General features: G+C 66.5%; 19 protein-coding genes and 1 tRNA gene. 6 read left to right on the top strand and 14 right to left on the bottom strand.

The window, feature by feature from the left end; genetic code table 11:
- Positions 1–4 precede the first annotated feature (4 nt).
- On the bottom strand, positions 5–199 hold the full coding sequence (locus BM353_RS06995; RefSeq protein ID WP_092078386.1) for a CsbD family protein: 195 nt from the start codon (positions 197–199) through the stop codon (positions 5–7).
- A gap of 119 nt (positions 200–318) precedes the next feature.
- Positions 319–753, bottom strand: coding sequence for a hypothetical protein (locus tag BM353_RS06990; protein ID WP_092078383.1), 435 nt, complete (start codon positions 751–753; stop codon positions 319–321).
- Positions 754–849: 96 nt separating this feature from the next.
- On the opposite strand from BM353_RS06990, the gene BM353_RS06985 reads away from it, so the two are divergent.
- Complete coding sequence (locus BM353_RS06985) at positions 850–1,053, top strand: hypothetical protein (RefSeq protein ID WP_092078380.1); 204 nt, start codon at positions 850–852, stop codon at positions 1,051–1,053.
- Here BM353_RS06985 and BM353_RS06980 read toward each other — a convergent pair.
- The 9 genes from BM353_RS06980 to BM353_RS06940 form a co-directional block, all read right to left on the bottom strand.
- Positions 1,050–2,342 carry a DUF2254 domain-containing protein gene (locus BM353_RS06980; protein ID WP_177220469.1) on the bottom strand — a complete coding sequence of 431 codons (1,293 nt, stop codon included), beginning with the start codon at positions 2,340–2,342 and terminating at the stop codon, positions 1,050–1,052. The two genes, BM353_RS06985 and BM353_RS06980, sit on opposite strands and share 4 nt — an antisense overlap.
- Before the next feature lie 83 nt (positions 2,343–2,425).
- Entirely contained in the window at positions 2,426–3,370 is a 945-nt protein-coding gene (locus BM353_RS06975; RefSeq protein WP_092078374.1) for a metallophosphoesterase, read from the bottom strand.
- Between the two features lie 122 nt (positions 3,371–3,492).
- Positions 3,493–3,582, bottom strand: a tRNA-Ser gene (locus tag BM353_RS06970).
- Positions 3,583–3,673: 91 nt separating this feature from the next.
- Positions 3,674–6,193, bottom strand: coding sequence for a DUF3772 domain-containing protein (locus tag BM353_RS06965; RefSeq protein WP_092078370.1), 2,520 nt, complete (start codon positions 6,191–6,193; stop codon positions 3,674–3,676).
- Positions 6,190–7,233: a cysteine synthase A gene (locus tag BM353_RS06960; RefSeq protein WP_092078367.1), complete on the bottom strand. Its 1,044-nt coding sequence runs from the start codon at positions 7,231–7,233 to the stop codon at positions 6,190–6,192. The genes BM353_RS06965 and BM353_RS06960 overlap by 4 nt, the downstream gene beginning before the upstream one ends.
- A gap of 84 nt (positions 7,234–7,317) precedes the next feature.
- A complete protein-coding gene (locus tag BM353_RS06955; protein ID WP_092078364.1) occupies positions 7,318–8,463 on the bottom strand; it encodes a gamma-glutamylcyclotransferase in 1,146 nt (381 codons plus the stop codon).
- A 55-nt stretch (positions 8,464–8,518) separates the two neighbouring features.
- On the bottom strand, positions 8,519–9,727 hold the full coding sequence (locus BM353_RS06950; protein WP_092078359.1) for an SAM-dependent methyltransferase: 1,209 nt from the start codon (positions 9,725–9,727) through the stop codon (positions 8,519–8,521).
- Between the two features lie 74 nt (positions 9,728–9,801).
- On the bottom strand, positions 9,802–11,220 hold the full coding sequence (locus BM353_RS06945) for a cryptochrome/photolyase family protein (RefSeq protein ID WP_092078356.1): 1,419 nt from the start codon (positions 11,218–11,220) through the stop codon (positions 9,802–9,804).
- Positions 11,221–11,291: 71 nt separating this feature from the next.
- Positions 11,292–12,689 (bottom strand): aminotransferase family protein, encoded by a 1,398-nt coding sequence (locus BM353_RS06940; protein WP_092078353.1) that lies wholly within the window; start codon positions 12,687–12,689, stop codon positions 11,292–11,294.
- Between the two features lie 310 nt (positions 12,690–12,999).
- Here BM353_RS06940 and BM353_RS06935 point away from each other — a divergent pair, with 310 nt between their 5' ends.
- From BM353_RS06935 to BM353_RS06925, 3 genes are all read left to right on the top strand, one after another.
- Entirely contained in the window at positions 13,000–14,001 is a 1,002-nt protein-coding gene (locus BM353_RS06935) for a taurine ABC transporter substrate-binding protein (protein WP_092078540.1), read from the top strand.
- 171 nt (positions 14,002–14,172) lie between these two features.
- A complete protein-coding gene (locus tag BM353_RS06930; protein WP_092078351.1) occupies positions 14,173–14,991 on the top strand; it encodes a taurine ABC transporter ATP-binding protein in 819 nt (272 codons plus the stop codon).
- Positions 14,988–16,253 carry an ABC transporter permease gene (locus BM353_RS06925; RefSeq protein WP_092078348.1) on the top strand — a complete coding sequence of 422 codons (1,266 nt, stop codon included), beginning with the start codon at positions 14,988–14,990 and terminating at the stop codon, positions 16,251–16,253. Before BM353_RS06930 ends, BM353_RS06925 begins: the two co-directional genes overlap by 4 nt.
- Before the next feature lie 2 nt (positions 16,254–16,255).
- Here BM353_RS06925 and BM353_RS06920 read toward each other — a convergent pair whose 3' ends face one another.
- The 3 genes from BM353_RS06920 to BM353_RS06910 form a co-directional block, all read right to left on the bottom strand.
- The gene (locus BM353_RS06920) at positions 16,256–16,699 is read right to left on the bottom strand and encodes a MaoC family dehydratase (RefSeq protein ID WP_092078345.1); all 444 of its coding nucleotides are present in this window, start codon (positions 16,697–16,699) and stop codon (positions 16,256–16,258) included.
- A 102-nt stretch (positions 16,700–16,801) separates the two neighbouring features.
- Positions 16,802–17,677: a TIGR01459 family HAD-type hydrolase gene (locus BM353_RS06915; protein WP_092078537.1), complete on the bottom strand. Its 876-nt coding sequence runs from the start codon at positions 17,675–17,677 to the stop codon at positions 16,802–16,804.
- Between the two features lie 53 nt (positions 17,678–17,730).
- Positions 17,731–18,651: a manganese-dependent inorganic pyrophosphatase gene (locus BM353_RS06910; RefSeq protein WP_092078517.1), complete on the bottom strand. Its 921-nt coding sequence runs from the start codon at positions 18,649–18,651 to the stop codon at positions 17,731–17,733.
- 315 nt (positions 18,652–18,966) lie between these two features.
- Between BM353_RS06910 and BM353_RS06905 the strand changes: the two genes are divergently transcribed.
- Entirely contained in the window at positions 18,967–19,257 is a 291-nt protein-coding gene (locus BM353_RS06905) for a co-chaperone GroES (protein WP_092078342.1), read from the top strand.
- 63 nt (positions 19,258–19,320) lie between these two features.
- Positions 19,321–20,967: a chaperonin GroEL gene (gene groL, locus BM353_RS06900; protein ID WP_092078339.1), complete on the top strand. Its 1,647-nt coding sequence runs from the start codon at positions 19,321–19,323 to the stop codon at positions 20,965–20,967.
- The last annotated feature ends 68 nt before the right edge of the window (positions 20,968–21,035 follow it).

Genomic DNA, 21,035 nt, shown 5'->3' with positions numbered 1-21,035 from the left:
GAATTCAGGAGTCTAGCCACTCGTCGACTTCGCGACGCGCCTCTTCCTTGGTCTTGCCGTATTTCGCCTGGATCTTGCCTTCCAGCGCTTCACGGTTGCCATCGACCTGGTCGAGCTCGTCGTCGGTCAGCTCGCCCCATTTCGCCTGGGCATTGCCTTTGAATTCTTTCCATTTGCCTTGGACTTGGTCCCAATTCATGACGCTTTCCTTTCAGGTTTCACGTGTGGGTCTGGCAAACCAACGAGGGCGGCCCGGCTTTCGTTCCCGGAAATCTCCGCGCCATGTGCAATTGCTTGCCGGCGGGCCCCAACGGCGCCTCAGAGGTCCAGCGCTTCGGTTGCGTCATTGGTCTCCTGGCGCATTTGTTCCAGCGTGCCGCGCACCGGATCGTTGACGATCTGGGCCATGCAGGCATCGAGGGCGCCAAGAATGCGGCGCTCGCCGCTGCGGATGGCGGCGAGCCGGACGGGATCGGGCGCGCCGGCCTCTGCGCCCGCCTGATCATGCAGCCATTTGGCCCAGGTCTCGCCGGTCTCGGCCATCGCGTCGAAGATATCGGCCATCTCATCGAGCCTGTGCTGATGATCGCGGTGGAGGGGGGCGAGGCGCGCCATCGCGGCGCGGCACTGCGGATCATCCGGATCGGGCCGGGCATCCAGCAGCGCGATCCCGTCGCGCAGCGCAAGATGCAGCTCCGCCAGCGCCTCGACCGCCTTGCGATCCGTGTTGCGTTCTCCGACAAGGTCGATCATCTGCGCCTCCCATGGGCTGATCCCGGCCTTCGGCGCGGGGAATTGGGTGTAAAACGGGTCTCGGGAACCCAACTTGCCCCGCGGCGTTGAGTTCCCATGCGACACACCGAGACCGAAAAACCCGAGATCGCCGGCCTGCGCGCCATGCTTCCGTCCTGGATGTTCTGGGGCGGGATTGCGGCGCTGATTGCGGCCATCGTCCTTGTCATCATCGCGCTGAGCACCGGCGCGGAGCAGACCGGAATCGAGGAAAGCCCGTTCCGCAACGTGCCGGAACCTGTCCTCTCGCCGGACGGCTAGGGGCTCGGGTCGGGCTCGAAGCCGACCCGCTCCAGTTCGGCGCGCACCCGGTCCTTTTCGCGCTCCGTAGCGAGCCCGGCCATGGCGAAATCGTGGATGTCCTGCAGGACGATGCGCCCCGCGTCCCCGTCCGAGAACGGCGCGTGGCGGCTCAGCCGCGCGACCGCGTCGATCAGCACAATCATCACCTCGCCATGCGCCGCCCCGTCCCGGGCGATGCCGCGAAAGGCGTGGATCAGAAAGCCTTCGGGCGACAGCTCGGGCAGGTAGACCCGGGGGTAGGCCGGCTCAGGCGCCTCGGTCTCGCGCGCCTCATCCCACAGCAGCCGCTCCAGCCGCGCGATGACCTCGATCGCCGTCCCCTGATCGTTGATCCCCGGCGAGAGCGCCTTGGCCGCGGCCTCGCGCAGAATGATGAGCGCAAAGCGCGGATCCTGCTCGACGGTCCGGCTGTTGGCGATGACAAAGGCGCTGGCATCCGGCTTGGCATCCCCTTCGGCATCCGCGCGCGCGGGGACGATCCAGCCGAGCGGTTCGCCGCTCAGGATCCGGTCGCCCGGCTGGTGGGCGAGGTAGATCTCCGCGTCGTTCTGCTCCGCAAGCTCCTGCAAGGCCTCCATGTCGACCCGCGACAGGAACCCCGAGCGCGGCACGTCAAAACCCGTCGAATGCGCCGGCGCGCCATCCGCCGCCCAGGACCGCCCCCCTAGAAGCGGTGTGCTGCGCATGTCCTCGAAGGTCTCGCGCGCCGCGTTCTCGGCCCGGTCCAGCGCGTATTCCATCGAGCCGATCCGGGTGAGCTGCGAGATCCAGCGCACCAGCGAGACCACCACCGCGCCCACCACCAGCACCGTCGCCGCAAAGACGATCACCGCCGCGTCGTCGCTGTAATAGCCTGCGTTGAAGAGGATGATCGCGACGAGCGAGAAGACGAAGGCGCCGATGAAGGTGGCGAGCATCGATTGGGTCGAGGTGTCCTCCATCAGCAGCCGGTGGATGCGCGGCGTCGATTGCTCGGCCAGCGTGCGGTGCGAGGAGACCATGACCCCCAGCGAGAAGGTCGCGACCGCGAGCATTCCGTTGGCGAGGATCGTCAGGATCGGCAAGGTGGCGCTCTGGGAGAAACGGTCGGTGGAGCCATGGGGGATCACCGCTTCGAACAGCTCGGCCGACAGCGCGGCCAGCACCGCAAGCCCGGTGATCAGCGCCACGCGCACCCAGAGGATCCGGCTGGTGCGGCGCAGCTTGTGAAAGGTTTGCGTCAGCACGCTGCGCGGATCGGTGAACATGGCAACTCCGGGGCCCGGACCTGGGCTCATCCGCTGAACATGGGGCTTTGCGCGGGCATTGCCAACTGGGAAGGGCGCGGCGTCTAGCTGATCGCCGGGTGGATCCGGATCCGAGCGGTCGAAAGCGGCGCGGCGGGGTCCGATAAATCATAGGAGACGAGCGGGCCGTCCTTGCCCGCCGAATAGTCGAGGCAAAGCGCATTCGGGGTCTGGAGCACCGGATCGCCGCTGAGCCAGTAGTGCCCGAAAAAGACCGGGCGCGCCGAGGCGGGATAGGTGCTGGAGGACAGCGCCTCGGGCAAGGGCGCGTCCGGCAGATCCTCCAGGGAGGGTACGGAAATCGCGATATCGCGCCAGGTCCGCGCGGCGGCGTTCCACCATTGCAGGCGCATGTGATGCCGCCGGGTTCCGTCCTTGTCGGTGAAGGCCCGGCCCTCGGGGAGCCGCTGCTCCGGCCCCTTGGTGATCTGCTCGGCGAGGTGGAAGAGCTCGTCAACTTCCGCGCGATCGGCGGCGCGGATGAGCTGTGCCTCGGTCAGCACGCCATCCCCCGTGAGGGCCTTGAGCCGGTCGATCGACCCCTCGATCCAGCATGCATGCACCGCGCGAAATCCGTCGTCTTCCAAAAAGAGCGGCAGGCCGCGCATCCAGCGCAGCGCATCGCGCGTCTGCGGATCGCCGGGCGGGAATTGGTCGAGAAAGGCCTGATGCTGGCGGATGTTCTTGGCCGAATGCGCGCGCAGGGGCTGGCCGTCCTCGGGGTGAGCCGTGTGGAAATGCAGCGCGTTGAGCTCGTGGTTGCCCATGATCGCCCGGGCCTTGCCCGCATCGATTAGCTCCCGCACCGTCTTGAGAACGGCCCGGTTGTCCGGCCCGCGATCGATGAAATCGCCCAGAAAGACGATCTGCCGGCCCGGCTCCGGATGCGTCCACCCGACCGCGCGTCGGCGCCATCCGAGCCCGGCGAGCGCCGCATCGAGCTTGGCCGATTGGCCGTGAATATCGGGCAGGATGTCATAGCTGGTCATGCAGGGCTCCCTGACGTGTCCTCGGCTCTCGGTTCGGCCCAGCTTCCGCAGGGCGCGGCGCCGGCGCAACCGGAAAAATCCCGGGCCCGGTGGGGCGCTGCGTCGATGAGTGAAGAGGGTGGTGGCGGACAGTGAGGGATTCGAACCCTCGAGACGGTTTCCCGCCTACACACTTTCCAGGCGTGCGCCTTCGACCACTCGGCCAACTGTCCGTGGGCCGCTGTCTATCCGCATTGCGGCGCCGGTTGCAAGGGGGCAATCACCGGTTTCGGGCGGAGAATCCGGCCCGTGCCGGGGGGCGCGTCACCCCTGTTCCGGGTCGCCCATGTTGCCGCCTGTGTTGGCGCTCGTGTTGGCGGCGTTTTCGGCGGTAGGTTTGGAGTCGGATTTGGCAGCGGGCGCGGGTGCGTCGGGCGCGCTCTCGGCGCCGCTCGGCTCCGGCGCGCCGCCGGGCGCCGGCCGGGTGAGTGTCTCGGGGTTGCGCAGCCACAGATCGCGCTGCGCGAAGGGGATCTCGATGCCTTCGCGGGCGAAACGTTCGGTGATCCGGTGGTGCAACTCGGATTTGACGGCGACCAGCTTGTGCACATCATAGAGCATGGCGCGCATCCGGAAATCGAGGCTGTCGGCACCAAAGCCCATGAAATCGACTCCCGGTTCGGGATAGCTCATCACATCGGGATGGCCGCGTGCGATCTCCAGCAGGATCTCCTCCACCTTGCGCGTATCGGTGCCGTAGGCGACGCCGACGAGGATGACCGCCCGGCCGAGCGGGCTGCCGCGTGTCCAGTTCGTCACGGTCCCGGAGATGAAATCGCCGTTGGGCACGATGAGTTGCTGCTTGTCGAAGGTCTCGATCACGGTGGAGCGCACGGAGATGGATTTCACGATCCCCATGTTGCCGCCGACCTCGATCCAGTCGCCCTCGCTGATGGGGCGTTCGATCAGCAGGATGATGCCGGAGACGAAGTTCTGCACCACGTTCTGGAGGCCGAAGCCGATCCCGACCGAGAGGGCCGAGAGGATGAAGGCCAGCGCCGTGAGGTCGATCCCGCCCGCGTTGATCGCGATGAGGGCGGCCAGCGCGATGCCGACATAGCCGACGCCCGAGCGGATCGCGTTCTGCGCGCCGACCTCGAGCGAGGTGCGCGGCAGAACGGAAGATTTCAGCGCGAGTTGCAGCAGCCGCGTGGCGGTGAGCGCCGCGAGGAAGACCAGCAAAACCTTGATCAGCGCGCCGGGGGTGATTTGCGTCTCGCCGATGGAGAAGCCGCGCGAGAACGTCATGAAGAGCTCGCCAAGCTCGGTCGCCCGCACCCCCCAGATGAGCGCGAGCGCGGGCAGGGCGAGGACCGCCAGCCCGAAGTTGATCAGCACCGGAATGAGCGCGTCGCGCGCCTCGTCCATCGAGACATTGGCCGCCAGCGCGTAGAGATCGCGGATCGGGCGCTGGAGCGCGGCCAAGAGGGCCAGAACGCCCAGGGTCAGCGCTGTGGGCAGCATGATCGATTGCGCCGCGTTGACATATCCCGCCGCCGCCAGCAGCGGGCCGGTCACGGCGACCAGCGTGAGGAACCCCGAGAGCAGGCGGGGAATCTGCCGGCTGAGCCCGGCGCCATCGCTCTCCTCTTCGCCCTCGGGGGCGGGGGTTTCGGCCTCGGCGTGCGTGTTCTCGGCGATGCTGCGGGTGATGTAGCGCGCGAGGCGGAAGTAGAGCAGCCCGAGCCCGGCGTAGAACGGCAACAGGAAGACGCCGCGCGTCGCGGGCGGGACGAGATCGAGCCCGACAAAGGCGCCCAGCACGACGGAAAACCCCGCGAGCACACCGGTGGCGATGAAGCTGACCCGGGCACCGCGGCGCAGATCGTCCGAGAGCGAGAAGGCGGCGGGCTGCTGCGTGTTTTCGGGAAAGAGGCTGCGCGCGAGCCACAGGGCGATGAAGGTGGTGGCGAGAAACCCGATCAGCGCGCGCAGGAAGACCGTCCCGGTCTCGCCCGGGATGCCGGTGTTGATGAAGGCCACCACGAAGAGGATCGCGCCGGCCACGGGGAAGAACACCTGGCCCAGCGAGATCAGGAACGCCAGCGCGATGCGCCCGCGCCGCTGGCGCCGCTCCTGAACGTGATGCGCGAGCCGGGCGATCCAGCGCTGGCTCCGCAGCAGCAGGATGAGTGCGATCGCGAGGATGCCAAAGACGCGCGGCCAGGTGGTCTCCAGCTCGGCCAGCCGCTGCGCCGAGAGATTGCCCGACACCTCGCGCCCGATCTCGACCGCCACGCTGCGCAGCGCGGCAAAGGCGCGCTCCCAGTTGGCCGGGTTGAGCGGCATCGCCTCGCGCTCGAGCAAGGCTTCGTTCTGGCGGGCGCGGATTTCGCGGTCGATCCCGTCGATCAGGCTGTCGGCGCGCACCCGCGCGGTGTTGGCGTTGACCCGCGGCGTCTCGAGCGCGGTGAGCTGGGCCAGAAGCTCTTGCCGGCGGGCGGCGATCTCCTCGGGCTCGGTCTCGCCGGCCTCCGTGTCCGGGGCGGGGCCAAGCGCCTCGATCTGGCTCTGGAGCGTCTCGATCCGGGTCGCGTTGGTGTTTTCGGCCGCTTCGAATTGTGCGCGCCAGGTGACGATCTGCGCCCGGATATCCTCCAGCTCGGCGTTGGAGGCCGTATCGCTGTCGAGCAGCTGTTCGGCCGCGCTGGCCCGCCGCTCATAGGTTTCGTAGTCGGGGGGGCTCGTGTCCTGCTGCGCGAGCGCGGCGGTCAGCAGCCCGACCGCAAGAAGCGCCGATGCGAGCGCGAAAAGAGCGCGGCGGCTCAGATCGCGCAGGCTCATGCTTCGGCGAATACCGTGGGGATCGGCGTCGCGCGCGGCGCCTCGCCCGCGATCCAGCCGGGCAGGGGCAGGCCCTTCTCGCGCAGGAATTCGGGGTTGAAGAGCTTGGACTGGTAGCGCGTGCCGTAGTCGCAAAGCACCGTCACGATGGTGTGGCCCGGGCCCATCTCGCGCGCCATGCGGATCGCGCCGCCGACGTTGATCCCCGAGGACCCGCCGAGGCAGAGCCCCTCTTCGGAGAGCAGATCAAAGACGATGGGCAGCGCCTCGCGGTCGGGGATGTTGTAGCTGAAATCGGGGGTGAAGCCTTCGAGGTTGGCGGTGATGCGGCCTTGCCCGATGCCTTCGGTGATCGAGCTGCCCTCGGAGGCCATCTCGCCGCGGGTGTAGAAGGCGTGGAGCGCCGCGCCGTCCGGATCCGCGAGCGCGATCTTCACGCCCTTGGGCTGGAGCGCCATGCCCACGCCCGCAAGCGTGCCGCCCGATCCAACGGCGCAGACGAACCCGTCCACCTTGCCGCCGGTCTGCTCCCAGATCTCGGGCCCGGTGGTTTCGATATGCGCCTGCCGGTTGGCCACGTTGTCGAACTGGTTGGCCCAGATCGCCCCGTTGGGCTCGGTTTTCGCCAGCTCTTCGGCAAGACGGCCGGAATATTTCACGTAGTTGTTGGGGTTGCGATAGGGCACGGCGGGCACCTCGACGAGCTCCGCGCCCGCCAGCCGCAACATGTCCTTCTTTTCCTGGCTCTGCGTCTCGGGGATGACGATCACCGTCTTGAACCCGAGCGCCGCGCCGACGAGCGAGAGCCCGATCCCGGTGTTGCCGGCCGTCCCCTCGACGATGGTCCCGCCGGGCTTGAGCGCGCCGCGGGCGATGGCATCGCGGATGATGAAGAGCGCCGCGCGATCCTTGACCGACTGGCCGGGGTTCATGAACTCGGCCTTGCCGTAGATTTCGCAGCCGGTTTCCTCGCTGGCCCGCTTGAGGCGGATCAGGGGCGTGTTGCCAACGGCTTCGGCCAGATCATGTGCGATACGCATGTGCGCGTCCCCCCAAGGGTTTGGATTGCCTTTCCGATCTAGGCCGCGGCGGGTGAAACATCAACCGCCGAAACTCCCGCGTCCTCAGCCCGCCGCCCGCAGCCGGCCCCGCTCACGCGCGAGCCACAGGAGCATCGCCGCGAGGGGCCCTGCGTTGATCTCGCCGCTGTCGAGCAGCGCCATCGCCGCGTCAAAGCTCAGCAGATGGCTGCGGATGTCCTCGTGTTCCTGCGCCAGCCCGCCGAGCCCGGCCTGATGGTCCGACAGATCCGTCAAGGCGAGGAAATAGTGGAAGAATTCGGTCGAATAGCCGGGCGCGGAATAGGCGCGCATCATCGGCTCCAGCCGGTCCAGCCGCAACCCGGCCTCCTCCAGCGCCTCGCGCCGGGCGCAGTCTTCGGGCGCCTCATCCGCGTCCACCAGCCCGGCGATGGGCTCCAGCGTCCAGGGCGCGGGATCGCCGCGCAGGACCGGCCCGAAGCGGAGCTGTTCGACCAGCAGCACGAGGTCGGCCACCGGATCATAGGGCAGGACCAGCGCGGCATCATAGGCGATGAAGCATTCGCGCTCGATCGGCGTGCTCCAGCGGCCGTCGAACCGCCGGTGGCTCAGGGTGAATCCGTCCAGCCGGAAGAAGCCGTTGTAGAGCGGGGCGCGGTGGGCGATGTCGATATCGGCGCGGCCCATCGGCGTTTGCTGCCTGCGCGGGCGCAGGGCGCGGGCCAGGCGCTGCGCCCAGGCGCGGGCGCGAAAATAGGGGTAGAGCGCGGCCATGCGGGCGGGTTCGGCGTCGGGCCGCGCGAAATGGCCCATGAACTCGGTCGCGGCGTCGCAGGTCAGCGCGCCGTCGGCCTCGGCCCAGTCCTCAAGCGACCAGACGCCGGGCCGCGTCTCCGGCTCCGAATCCGGCAGGTAGACCGTCGCCACCTGCTCCGCGTCCGGGCCTGACACCGTGCCGGTCAAGCGGACCTCGCAAGGCGCGCGGGCATAGCCGAAGGGGGATTCGTAGAAGTCCAGCCGGGCGAGATCTTCGGCCGAGGCATCGACCAGCAGCGCCCCCTCCACCACGCTGCCCGGCGCGGAGCGGATCACGGGATAGGCGCCGCCCGCCACGGGGCAGAGCGCGACGCCGTCGAGCCGGGCGGGCGAGAGCGCGCTCTCCCGGCCAAGGACGATCCGGCGCAAGGGGTCATGGCGCAGCGTGCCATAAAGGAAAACGGCATTGGTCACGGGGGGGCGGGCCTTTGTCTGGCGCTTCGGGGGAGGGCGCGGCGCGCGGCGGGGCTCAGGCCGGGCGGCGCAGGGTGATTTGCGTGACGTCGGTGGTGCCGCTGGCGAAGGCCGCGGCGCAGGAGGTCAGGTAGAAATCCCACATCCGGTGGAAGCGCGCGTCAAAGCCCAGGGCGGCGATCTCGTCCCAGCGGTCGTTGAAGCTCTCGTGCCAGCGGCGCAGGGTCTGGGAATAGCTCTGGCCGAACTCGAAGTGGCGCGCGACTTCGAGCCCCGCCCCCGCCACATGCTCGCGCAGCAGTCGCGGGCAGGGGAGCATGCCGCCGGGGAAGATGTATTTCTGGATGAAATCCACCCCGCGCTTGTAGACCTCCCACCGCGCGTCCTGCACGGTGATGATCTGGAACGTGCCGCATTTGCCGGGCTTGAGACAATCGCGCACGGTGTTGAAATAGACCGGCCAGTATTTCTCGCCCACCGCCTCGAACATCTCGATCGACGCGATCCCGTCATATTGCCCGCGCTCATCGCGGTAGTCCTGAAGCTTGAGCGTCACCTGATCGGAAATACCCGCCTTTTCAACGCGTTCCTTGGCGAAGTTAAACTGTTCCTGACTGATGGTCAGCCCGGTCACCCGCAAGCCCCGTTCCTTTGCCGCATATTCGGCGAACCCGCCCCAGCCGCAGCCGATCTCAAGCACGTGATCGCCGGGCTGCGCGCCGATCTGATCGACCATGGAGGCGTATTTCGCGCGTTGCGCGGCCTCGAGGCTCTCCTGCCCGGTCTCGAACAGGGCCGAGGAATAGGTCATCGTGTCGTCGAGCCAGAGGCTGTAGAAATCGTTGCCCAAGTCGTAGTGGTAGGAGATGTTCTTGCGCGCCTGGGTCTTGTGGTTGCTCTGCAGCCAGAAGCGGAATTTCTCATAAAGCGTCACCAGGCGCTGGCCGGGGAAGCCGTCATAGACCGCCTCGTTGCCGGTGTGGATCAGATCCTGAAACGCCTGCAGGTCGGGGCAGGACCAGTCGCCATCGACATAGGCCTCGCAAAAGCCCAGATCGCCCTCGCGGATCAGCCGGGCAAAGACATCGTCGGAATGGATGTGCAATTCGGCCACCGGGCCGGGGTTTTGCCCCTCGACGCGGAACCGCCGCCCGTCGGGCATCACGAAGTCGGCGCGCCCGTTGTTGAGTTTTTTCGACATCTCGAACACCTGCGCGAAGTAGCGCGGCAGGCCGGTCTGGCCCTCGGTACTGGTCAGGATCATGCGTAGGCCCCGTCGTTGCTTGCGTGAAAACTTAGTTGGCCCACCCCGGCGCGGCAAGAATTTCGTTAAGACTTTCAATCCCGGGCCCGGTGATAGGCGGCCAGCGCGCGCTCTCTGCCCTCTTTGAGCCCGACCACGGGGGCGGGGTAGGGCGCCTTCGGCGAGAGGCCCCAGGCGCGGGGCGCCGCGTCGAAATAGGACAGGCTCTCGGCGCTCGGATCCTCAAAGGGCTCGGCCAGCCAGCGCCGGCAATAGGCCTCGTCGGGGTCGAATTTCTCGCGCTGCGTTTCGGGGTTGAAGATGCGGAAATAGGGCGCGGCGTCGGGGCCCGAGCCCGCCACCCATTGCCAGCCCATCGCGTTGGACGCCGGATCCCAATCGATCAGGCAGTCCTCGAACCAGCGCTGGCCGATGCGCCAGTGCGCCAAAAGGTGCTTGGTCAGATAGCTCGCGACGATCATCCGCGCGCGGTTGTGCATCCGCCCCGTGACGTAGAGCTCGCGCATGGCCGCATCGACGAAGAGCACGCCGGTGCGCCCCTGTTTCCACGCGATGACCTCCGGGCGGCTCTCGTCCTCGTCCCATGGGAAATCGTCCCATTCCTCGCGCCAGTTGTCGGTGAAAAGGCGCGGCCAGTGGTAGCCGAGGTGCCAGGCGAAGTCGCGCCAGGTGACTTCCTTGAGGAAATGCTCCGCGCCCGCCGCGCCGCGCTCCTGTGCGGCCAGACCGGCGGCCCAGAGCTGGCGCGGGGAAATCTCGCCCAGGGTCAGGTATTCGGAGAGGTCCGATGTGGCGGCTCGTGCGGGCAGGTTGCGATCCGCCTTGTAGCGCTCGATCCTCTCTTCGGTGAAGGTCGCGAGTCGCGCCTGCGCGGCCGCCTCTCCCGGGGCGATATAGGGGCGCAGCACCTCGGCCCCCCGGCGCAGTGCCGCGCCCATGTCCCAGTCCCCGAGTGCGTCGCTCCGGGGCCAGGCGGCGGGCGCGGGCAGGGACTTGGGCGCAGGGAGCGGCTCGCCCGGATCGCGGCTGCGCACATTGCGCCAGTAGGGGGAATAGACGCGGTAGGGCGCGCCGCCCCCGGTCTCGACGGTCCAGGGCTCGAAGAGCAGATGGCCGGGGAAGGAGCGCGCCTCCAGCCCGCGCCCATTGAGGGCGGATTTGATCTCGGCGTCGCGTTCTTGCGCGCGCGGATCGTAAAGGCGGCTCCAGAAGACGGCGCCCGCGCCGGTCTCCTCGATGATCTCATCAAGCACCCCGATCGCCGGGCCGCGGCGCAGGATGAGCCGGCTGCCGCGCGCCTCAAGCGTGTTGGCGAAATCCGCGAGCCCGAGGCCGAGCCGGAATGTCGCCGCGGCCCCGAGCGCATCCACCGCGCCGTCATGGATGAAAACCGGGATGATCGGGTGGCCGGTCTCGCAGGCCGCGCACAGCGCGCGATGATCGCTCAGCCGCAGATCGCGGCGGAACCACAAAAGAACGGGGGTATCGGTCACGGCGCTGTCTCCACGAGGTGTCCCGGGAGAATTAGGGCGATCCCGCCGGGGTCAACCCGGCGGGGGTCCCGTCAGCCGAAAACCCGGCTCAATGCGCCGTCCACCGCGTCGGTGATCTGGTCGATGTCATCGGGTGTGGCGATCAGGGCGGGCGCGAAACACAAGGTGTTGTTGTAGCCCGGCACGGAGCGGTTCGTCGCCCCGATGATGACGCCCTGCGCCATGCAATCGCCCGTCACCGCCCGGACCAGCGCCTCAGACACCGGCTCCTTGCTCGCCCGGTCCGCCACCAGCTCGGCGCCGCAGAAGAGCCCCGCGCCGCGCACGTCGCCGATCACGCGGTGTTTTTCCATCAGCCCGTGGAGGTTCTCCATCAGGCGCGCGCCCATGGCCTGGCAATTGCCCAGAAGGTCCTCTTCCTCGATGATCGCCATGTTCTCCAGCGCCGCCGCGGGCCCGGCGGTGCAACCGCCGAAGGTCGAGATGTCGCGGAAATAGTCGAGCGGATCGTCCGCATCGGACTTGAACATGTCGAACACCTCCTCGGTCGTCACGAGGCAGGCGATGGCGGCATAGCCGGAGGCCACGCCCTTGGCCATCGTCACCATGTCGGGCTTCACGCCGTAATGCTGATAGCCGAACCACGTCCCCGTGCGGCCGACGCCGCAGACCACCTCGTCGATGTGCAGAAGCACCTCGTATTTGCGGCAGATCTCCTGGACCCGCTCCCAATAGCCCGGCGGCGGGGGGATCACGCCGCCGCCCGCCGTGACCGGCTCAAGACAGAGCGCGCCGACCGTCTCGGGCCCCTCGCGCAGGATGACCTCCTCGATCGCATCGGCCGCGCGCTGGCCATAGGCCTCGCCGCTCAGATCGCCCCAGCCCTGATCGGCGGCGCGGTACTCAAGGCAATGGGGCACCTCGATGAACCCCGGCGCAAAGGGGCCGTACTGCGCGTTGCGCTCCTGCTGGCCGCCGGCCGACAGCGCGCCGAGGGTCGTGCCGTGATAGTCGCGGTCGCGATAGAGGATCTTGTGCTTCTTGCCGCCGAACCGCTTGTGGGCGATCTGGCGCACCATCTTGAAAGCCTTCTCGTTGGCCTCGCTGCCCGAATTGGCATAATAGACGCGCGAGAGCCCGGGCATCTTGTCGATGAGCCTCTCGGCAAAGCGTGCGCCGGGGATCGAGCCCATCGAGCCCGCGAAATAGTTGAGCTGCAACAACTGGTCGCGCACCGCGTTGGCGATCCGCTCGCGCCCGTAGCCGACGTTGACCGTCCAGACCGCGCCGGACACCGCGTCGAGATGCTCGCGGCCCGTCTGATCCCACACGCGCATCCCCTTGCCCTCGACGATGATCTTGGGATCGGTGGTCTCGAGCGGTTTGTGCTGGGTCAGATGGTGCCACACATGCGCGCGATCGGCGCTGACAATCCCTGACAGATCGTTGTCTTTCATCCCGCCATCCATGCCGAGATCTCCCTGAATTAACGTGAGGCGGCCACCCAGGGGCCGAGTCGTCGGGCGATGCTACATGAGCGCGCCGCACTCTCCAAGAACTCGCACCCCATCGCGGTCATTGACCGGGGTGGGATGCCGCGAAAGCGGCCCCTCTTTGGCGGGTTTGTCACGTCCGCGCGCGAAAAAACGAACAAATTGTTTGTACATGGGCGCAATATGCCTTTCCATCAGCCACAGTCGCGCGCGCAGACTGTGCGGGCGGCGAGTTTCTGAGCGCTCTCAACGCGCGCGAAAGACCACGGGGAGATCAATAATGAACATGAAAACCGCACTGCGGAGCGCCGTCGCGGGCGCCGCGCTTCTGACCGGGGCGCAGGCCGCCATGGCCGACGATCACGGCTCGATCACGGTCGGCTACTTTCTCGAATGGCCCATGCCCTTCCAGTACGCCAAGGTCACCGGCATGTACGAAGAGGCGATGGGCGTCGAGGTCGATTGGGTCAGCTTCGACACCGGCACCGCCATGAGCGCCGCGATGGCCTCGGGCGACGTGCAGATGTCCGTGAGCCAGGGCATCCCGCCCTTCGTCGTCGCGGTCTCGGCCGGGCAGGATCTTCAGGTCCTCGACGTGGCGGTGAGCTATTCCGACAACGACAACTGCGTCGTCTCCGCATCGCTGGAAATCGACAAGGACAGCGCCGATGAGCTTGCCGGCAAGAAGGTCGCCGTTCCGCTCGGGACCGCGGCGCATTACGGCTTCCTCAAGCAGATGAGCCATTTCGGCGTCGATGTGGGATCGATGGACGTGGTCGACATGGCCCCGCCGGATGGCGCGGCGGCGATTGCGCAGGGGTCGGTGGATATGGCCTGCGGTTGGGGCGGATCGCTGCGGCGCATGATGGAGTACGGCAACGTGCTGCTCACCGGCGCTGAGAAAGAAGACCTCGGCATTCTCGTCTTCGACGCGACGACCGGCCCTGCGGGCTGGGTCGCGGAAAACACCGACATGGTCAGCGCGTTCCTCGCCGTCACGGCCGAGGCCAACGCGATGTGGAACTCCGGCGAGCACACCGCCGAGATGCTGCCCGCAATCGCCCAGGACGCAGGGATGGACGAGGATGCGACCGAAGCCACACTCGCGGGCTTCGTCTTCCCCTCGGTTGACGAACAGCTCGGGCCGAAATGGCTCGACGGCGGCGCGGCGGAGTTCATGAAAGGTGTTGCGAATGTCTTCGTCGAGGCCGGTAGCATCGACGCGGCGCTCGACACCTATGAAAACGCGGTGAATGCCGGGCCGCTCAGCGCGGCAAGCGGCATGTAAATGGCGCGGGTCGGGGCCCCTGCGGGCGGCCCCGGCATGCGGCCCTGCACCTGACCCGGCGCGGAGAGATCCGGGCCGGAGCGATGAATCGCAAAATGGCGCGGCGCAGCGAAACGGCCCGCGACAGACCGAGGGGCGGCGGCCCCCGGAAGGACCGGAAGAGAGGTATGCGTGAGCGGACTGGATATTGAGAGCGTATCGATGAGGTTCGATCTGCCCGGCGGCGGATCGGTGCAGGCGTTGAAGGACGTCTCGATCTCACTCGCCCCGGGGGAGCTGATGAGCGTGCTCGGCCCGTCGGGCTGTGGCAAGACCACCTTGCTCAACATCGTGGCGGGGTTCCTTGCGCCCACCGGCGGCGAGATCCGCATCAACGGCCACCGCGTCCACGGCCCCGGCGCCGAACGCGGCATGGTCTTCCAGAAAGGCGCGCTTTTCGAGTGGATGGACGTGCGCGAGAACGTGGGCTTCGGGCCCCGCATGGCCGGCCAGCGCCAGCGCGACTATCGCGACAAGGTCGATCACCTGCTCGATATCGTTGGCCTGTCGGATTTCAAGGAAAAGGCGATCTACGAGCTTTCGGGCGGGATGCAGCAGCGCGTCGCCCTCGCGCGCTGCCTTGCCAATGAGCCCGACGTGATCCTGATGGATGAGCCGCTGGGCGCGCTCGACGCGCTCACCCGCGAGAAGATGCAGAGCCTTGTGCTCCAGCTCTGGAAGGAGACGGGCAAGACCATCATCCTCATCACCCACTCGGTCGAGGAGGCGCTGCTCCTGGGCGAACGGCTGCTGGTCATGGCGCCGCGCCCGGGCCGGATTCACCGCGAATACCGGCTGCCCTTTGCCGATCTCGGCGTCGGGCAGGATCTGCGGGAGGTCAAGAAACATCCCGAATTCAACGCGCGACGGGAGGAGATCCTCGGCATGATCTGGGACATGGAAGAGGAAATCATGGGCCGGCCGGCCGCAAGCCAGGGGGCGGCGCAATGATTATCCTGCTCATCTATGTGGCCATTTTCGTGGCCTCCTTCTTCATCGTGAAATTCGTCGCCCAAAAGTCGATCACCGACTACGCCTCGCTCAAGACCGTGACCTTCGGCGATGAAAGCGCCGTGACGCCCAACCGCTTTGCCAGCGTGATCTCGGTCGCCACGATCTTCCTGCTCTGGGGCGCGTTCACCGGCTCGTCCTGGGTGCCCGGCTTTCTCCATGCCCCGGCGCCGTTCGAGGGCGAGGCGCGGTTCACCTACACCGTCGCCGTGCCGAACGGGCCCATCGACGATGCCGAGGTCCTCGTCCTCGTCCATCCGATCGGCGAGACCGTCGAGGCGCCGCCCATCGACCCCGGCGAGGGCTTTGCCAAGAACGACAGCGCGACGGTCGGCGTCTGGCGCAGCGGCTTGATCCGGGTAGATCGCAACGACCAGGTGGGCCGCGAAGAGGGCGCGACCATCGTGGCGGTCAACGGCATGGATATCGCCCCCGGCGGCTCGGTCGAGACCGAATACGGCCGCGTCGGCATGAGCCCCAAGGGCACGCTGAACTTCGAGCCGGCCAAGGGCTGGCAGATGGAGCCGATCTGGTTGCCGCCGCCCGAAGATGTCCTCCGCCGCATCGGTGAGATCTCAAGCGAGGGATTCCGCGGCGCGACCCTGTGGGAGCATCTCGGCCTCTCGCTCTTCCGGGTTGTTCTGGGCTTTCTCTTCGGCGCGATGGTGGGGATCCCGCTGGGCTATGCCATGGGCCTGTCGAACTGGTTTCGCGGCTGGTTCGATCCGATCGTCGAGTTCATGCGGCCGGTGCCGCCGCTGGCCCTCATCCCGCTGGTGATCATCTGGGCGGGCATCGGCGAGGTCGGCAAGATCATCCTGCTGTTTCTCGCCGCGCTCTGGATCATGGCCATCGCCGCGCGGGCGGGCGTCTCCGGCGTCAACATCACCAAGGTTCACGCGGCCTATTCTCTCGGCGCCAGCAAGTGGCAGATCATGCGTCACGTGATCGTGCCCAATTCCCTGCCGGAGATCTTCACCGGCGCGCGGGTCGCCATGGGCGTCTGCTGGGGGACGGTGGTCGCCGCCGAACTGGTCGCGGCGGAGAAGGGCGCGGGCATGATGATCATGGTCGCCTCGAAGTTCCAGAACACCGACATCGTGATCATGGGGATCATCCTGATCGGCGTGATCGGCTTCGGGATCGATATCCTGATGCGGCGCGCGGAGAACCGGCTCGTGCCTTGGAAGGGGCGGAGCTGAGTTCAGTCGAATTTGCGGGAGGGCGCGAGCACCGTGGCCTCCCCGATGAGCACCTGTTTGTCCTCGACCAGACAGCGGCAATCGAGCTGCACCCGGCGCTTGGCGTGGTCGATGCCGATCACCTCGACCTCGGCCAACACCACATCGCCAGGCCGGACAGGGGCAAGGAACCGAAGCGTCTGGCCCATGTAGACCGCGCCGTGGCCGGGGAGTTGCTCGCCGATCACGGCGGAGATGAGCCCGGCGGTCAGCATCCCGTGGGCAATGCGCCCTGCGAAGATCGTGTCCTGGGCGTAATCCTCGTCGAGATGCACCGGGTTGCGGTCGGTCGAGACCTCGGCAAACAACTCGATATCGCGGTCGGTCACCTCTTTGCGCAGGTGCCGCACCATCCCCATCTCGATGTCTTCGATGCAAATCGTGCCGCGGGGCATATTGTCCAACATCACCCGATCACTCCGTTCAGCGAGCAATTAAAAGACGCATTAGCGCCTCATGTTGGAATAAAATTACTTTGCGACCGCAGAAAAATCAACCGTTAATGCAGGTCAACGCAGATGACCCATCGCGAACTGGGGATGCACCGATTGCGCGCCGAGATAGGCTTTGAGCGCCGCCGCATCCGGCTGACGTTCGGTTTTCGTCTCGCGCGCGGCGAGCCCGCCGGTGATGAAGATCACGTCGAGATCCTCTCCCATTGCGCCGGAGACATCCGTCGCCGGTCCGTCACCGATGGCGAGGATGCGGGCGTCCGGCACGTCGCGGCCAAGCTCTCCCAGCCGCCGCCGCGCCAGATCGTAGATCGGCGGGTAGGGCTTGCCGAAATAAAGGCTCTCGCCGCCCATCTCGGTATAGAGCGCCGCCAGCGCCCCGGCGCACCATTCCCGCACCTCGCCCCGATCCACGACGATATCGGGATTGGCGCAGAGCAGCTTCATGCCCTTTTGCTTGGCATAGAGGAACTGGGGCCGGTTGACTTCGGGGTCGGCCATCGGATCGAACGGGCCGCAGCAGATGATCCCCTCGGCCTCTTCGAGCGGCACGCGGCTGATCTCGACCGGGTCGGAGAGCAGATTGAGCGGCTCGAAAAAGCCCGCGTCGCGCTCCCATTCGCCCATGAAGAAGACCTTTTGGCCCACCACCCCGCGGAACATCGCGGCGCGCGCGCTGTCGCCCGACGAGGCGATGCTGTCCCAGGCGTCGTCCGGCACGCCAAAGACCTTGAGCTGCTCGGCCACGCCGGCGCGGGGCTTGGGCGAGTTGGTCACGAGCACCACCGCGCCGCCGCCCTTGCGGAAGGCCTGAAGCGCCGCCACGGCCTCGGGCAGGGCGGTCACGCCGTCATGGACGCAGCCCCACAGATCGACGAAAAGCGCATCATAGCGCGCGGAAATATCGGCTAGACGGGCGATGATCTCGGTCATGGGGCTGCTCCGGGGCGCGTGTGGGCCGGGCCGCGGCGGGCCCGGCGATTGCATCAGACCTTGAGGGCCGGGATGATCTGTTTCTTGCGGCTGACGACGCCGGGCAGGACCACGGTGTCGCCGGAGACATCCACGCCGAAGCTCTTCTCCGCCACGGATTTCACCAGATCGTTGGGGACCAGCAGCGTCGCCTCCTCGTTGAGGATGTCCACGACGAAGAGTAGGACCTGATCGACGCCATCTTCTGTGGCGACGGGGCCCATGGTGTCCATCAGGCTCTCCTTGCGGTCGAGCACGGTGCCGGGGCTGGTGGTTTCGAGGACCGAAACGCGGAATTTGGTATCGCCGACGCCGTATTCCTTGGAATCCATGCGCAGCAACGCGGCATCGGAGAAGGCCGAGACATCGGATTTCGCCGCGAACATCTTCTCGGCGAAGGCGGGGATATCGACGCCCAGCTCATCGGCGAGCGCGTGGGCGACGGCCTTGTCTTCGTCGGTGGTGGTGGGGGAGCGGAATTCGAGCGTGTCGGAGAGGATGCAGGAGAGCATCGCGCCCTTGACGCCATCGGGCGCGCGGCCCAGCTCGGAGCCGATCATCTTGTACATCAGCGTCGCGGTGCAGGCGAGCGGCTCGATGCGGATGTCGATCGGACCCTTGGTTTCGAGCCCGCCCACGAGCTTGTGGTGGTCGATGATGGCGCGGATGTCGGCGTCGTTGATGCCCGCGGGCAGCTCGGCGGGGTTGTTGGTGTCGACGATGACGACCGGCTGGTCAGCGGCGACGCCGTCGATGATCTCGGGCTTGTCGAGCGACCAGTGCTCCAGCATGAAGGCCGCTTCGGTGTTGGGCTCGCCGAGCAGCGCGGGCTTGGCGGCTTCGCCTTTGATCTCGTTGAGATACCAGGCCCAGATGATCGGGGAGCCGGTGGAATCGGTGTCGGGGGATTTGTGGCCGAAAACAAGCGTTGTCATGAGCATGGTCCTATGGGGCTGGTCCGTCGGGCGCGCTTATAGGGGGCGCACGCGCGCTTGTCACCCAAGCAATATGGCGGGCGGATGGTTCCATGTGGCGACCGGAGGATGCCTCCGGCGGGAGTATTTTTCGAAGAGAAGAAGACAGGGGCGGGCCCGGGGGTGAAATCGTGGGATTTGAGGGATTGGTCTGTTGACAGGGGGCGGCGCGGCGCTTAGCTACCCCATGCGTTGGCACTCATGCGATGTGAGTGCTAACGCGACCGGGCCCTCCGGGTTCGGGACAGGAAACTTTGAGCATCAGGAGACTCAGAGATGGCATTCAAACCGCTTCATGACCGCGTGCTGGTTCGCCGCGTTGAAGGCGATGAGAAAACCGCAGGCGGTCTGATCATCCCCGACAGCGCAAAAGAGAAGCCCGCGGAGGGGATCGTCGTAGCTTGCGGCGAAGGCGCGCGCAAGGACAGCGGCGAGCTGATCGCGATGGCCGTCAAGGACGGCGACAAGATTCTGTTCGGCAAGTGGTCCGGCACCGAAGTCACGGTGAACGGCGAAGAGCTGCTGATCATGAAGGAAAGCGACATCCTCGGCATCATCGAAGGCTGAGCCCGCGAGGCTTTGCCATTTGCCGAAATCCGAAACTCTACTGCTTTCTGAGGAGAGAAGAGAATGTCTGCCAAGGACGTGAAATTCGATACCGACGCCCGCAATAAAATGCTCAAGGGCGTCAATGTGCTGGCCGATGCCGTCAAGGTGACGCTCGGCCCCAAAGGCCGCAACGTTGTGCTCGACAAGAGCTTTGGCGCACCGCGCATCACCAAGGACGGTGTTTCCGTGGCCAAGGAAATCGAACTTGAGGACAAGTTCGAGAACATGGGCGCGCAGATGGTGAAGGAAGTTGCTTCCCGCACCAATGACGAGGCCGGCGACGGCACCACCACCGCGACGGTTCTGGCGCAGGCCATCGTTCGCGAGGGCTTGAAATCCGTGGCCGCGGGCATGAACCCGATGGACCTCAAGCGCGGCATCGATCTGGCGACCGCCAAGGTTGTCGCGGCGATCAAGGCGGCCTCCCGCCCCGTGAACGACAGCGCCGAAGTCGCGCAGGTCGGCACGATTTCCGCCAACGGCGAAGCCGAGATCGGCCAGCAGATCGCGGATGCGATGCAGAAGGTCGGCAACGAGGGTGTCATCACCGTCGAGGAAAACAAGGGTCTGGAGACCGAGACCGACGTGGTCGAGGGCATGCAGTTCGACCGTGGCTACCTCAGCCCCTATTTCGTCACCAACTCCGACAAGATGATCGCCGAACTCGACGATTGCCTTGTCCTGCTGCACGAGAAGAAACTCTCCTCGCTGCAGCCGATGGTTCCGCTGCTTGAGTCCGTCATCCAGTCGACCAAGCCGCTCCTGATCATCGCCGAAGACGTCGAAGGCGAAGCGCTGGCGACCCTCGTGGTCAACAAGCTGCGCGGCGGTCTGAAAATCGCGGCTGTCAAGGCGCCGGGCTTCGGTGATCGCCGCAAGGCCATGCTGCAGGACATCGCGATCCTCACCGGCGGCCAGGTCATCTCCGAAGATCTCGGCATGAAGCTCGAGAATGTCACCATGGACATGCTCGGCACGGCCAAGAAAATCTCCATCACCAAAGACGAGACCACCATCGTTGACGGTGCCGGCGACAAGGCCGAGATCGAAGCGCGCGTGTCTCAGATCCGCACGCAGATCGAGGAAACCACCTCCGATTACGACCGCGAAAAGCTCCAGGAGCGCGTTGCGAAACTGGCGGGCGGCGTGGCTGTCATCCGCGTCGGCGGCATGACCGAAGTGGAAGTGAAAGAGCGCAAGGACCGTGTGGACGACGCGCTCAACGCGACCCGTGCGGCCGTGCAGGAAGGCATCGTCGTTGGCGGCGGTGTGGCACTGGTGCAGGGCGCCAAGACGCTCGCCGGGCTGGAAGGCGCGAACCCCGATCAGACCGCCGGGGTCGCCATCGTGCGCCGCGCGCTTGAAGCGCCGCTGCGTCAGATCGCCGAAAACGCCGGTGTGGACGGCGCGGTTGTCGCAGGCAAGATCCGCGAGAGCGACGATCTGAAATTCGGCTACAACGCTCAGACCGATGAGTTCGGCGACATGTTCGCCTTCGGCGTCATCGATCCGGCGAAAGTTGTCCGGACCGCTCTGGAAGACGCGTCCTCGATCGCCGGTCTGCTGATCACCACCGAAGCGATGGTGGCCGACAAGCCCGAGCCCAAAGGCGCAGCTTCCGGCGCGCCTGACATGGGCGGCATGGGCGGCATGGGCGGCATGATGTAACGCCGCCGCGCGATGATTTGAGAGAGGGCTCCCGGTTCGGGGGCCCTTTTTCGTTTGGCGGGGCGTGC

It is taken from the genome of Poseidonocella sedimentorum (assembly GCF_900116005.1).
Taxonomy (GTDB): Bacteria; Pseudomonadota; Alphaproteobacteria; order Rhodobacterales; family Rhodobacteraceae; genus Poseidonocella; species Poseidonocella sedimentorum.
Note: the sequence above shows the minus strand (reverse complement) of the source record. Positions and strands in the feature narration are given on the sequence as shown.

What these genes read in the sequence shown, in the direction of transcription:
- BM353_RS06995 (WP_092078386.1), bottom strand. Translation starts at nt 199, where the DNA reads ATGAATTGGGACCAAGTCCAAGGCAAATGGAAAGAATTCAAAGGCAAT.
- BM353_RS06990 (WP_092078383.1), bottom strand. Translation starts at nt 753, where the DNA reads ATGATCGACCTTGTCGGAGAACGCAACACGGATCGCAAGGCGGTCGAG.
- BM353_RS06985 (WP_092078380.1), top strand. Translation starts at nt 850, where the DNA reads ATGCGACACACCGAGACCGAAAAACCCGAGATCGCCGGCCTGCGCGCC.
- BM353_RS06980 (WP_177220469.1), bottom strand. Translation starts at nt 2,342, where the DNA reads ATGTTCACCGATCCGCGCAGCGTGCTGACGCAAACCTTTCACAAGCTG.
- BM353_RS06975 (WP_092078374.1), bottom strand. Translation starts at nt 3,370, where the DNA reads ATGACCAGCTATGACATCCTGCCCGATATTCACGGCCAATCGGCCAAG.
- BM353_RS06965 (WP_092078370.1), bottom strand. Translation starts at nt 6,193, where the DNA reads ATGAGCCTGCGCGATCTGAGCCGCCGCGCTCTTTTCGCGCTCGCATCG.
- BM353_RS06960 (WP_092078367.1), bottom strand. Translation starts at nt 7,233, where the DNA reads ATGCGTATCGCACATGATCTGGCCGAAGCCGTTGGCAACACGCCCCTG.
- BM353_RS06950 (WP_092078359.1), bottom strand. Translation starts at nt 9,727, where the DNA reads ATGATCCTGACCAGTACCGAGGGCCAGACCGGCCTGCCGCGCTACTTC.
- BM353_RS06940 (WP_092078353.1), bottom strand. Translation starts at nt 12,689, where the DNA reads ATGGATGGCGGGATGAAAGACAACGATCTGTCAGGGATTGTCAGCGCC.
- BM353_RS06935 (WP_092078540.1), top strand. Translation starts at nt 13,000, where the DNA reads ATGAAAACCGCACTGCGGAGCGCCGTCGCGGGCGCCGCGCTTCTGACC.
- BM353_RS06925 (WP_092078348.1), top strand. Translation starts at nt 14,988, where the DNA reads ATGATTATCCTGCTCATCTATGTGGCCATTTTCGTGGCCTCCTTCTTC.
- BM353_RS06920 (WP_092078345.1), bottom strand. Translation starts at nt 16,699, where the DNA reads ATGTTGGACAATATGCCCCGCGGCACGATTTGCATCGAAGACATCGAG.
- BM353_RS06915 (WP_092078537.1), bottom strand. Translation starts at nt 17,677, where the DNA reads ATGACCGAGATCATCGCCCGTCTAGCCGATATTTCCGCGCGCTATGAT.
- BM353_RS06910 (WP_092078517.1), bottom strand. Translation starts at nt 18,651, where the DNA reads ATGACAACGCTTGTTTTCGGCCACAAATCCCCCGACACCGATTCCACC.
- BM353_RS06905 (WP_092078342.1), top strand. Translation starts at nt 18,967, where the DNA reads ATGGCATTCAAACCGCTTCATGACCGCGTGCTGGTTCGCCGCGTTGAA.
- groL (WP_092078339.1), top strand. Translation starts at nt 19,321, where the DNA reads ATGTCTGCCAAGGACGTGAAATTCGATACCGACGCCCGCAATAAAATG.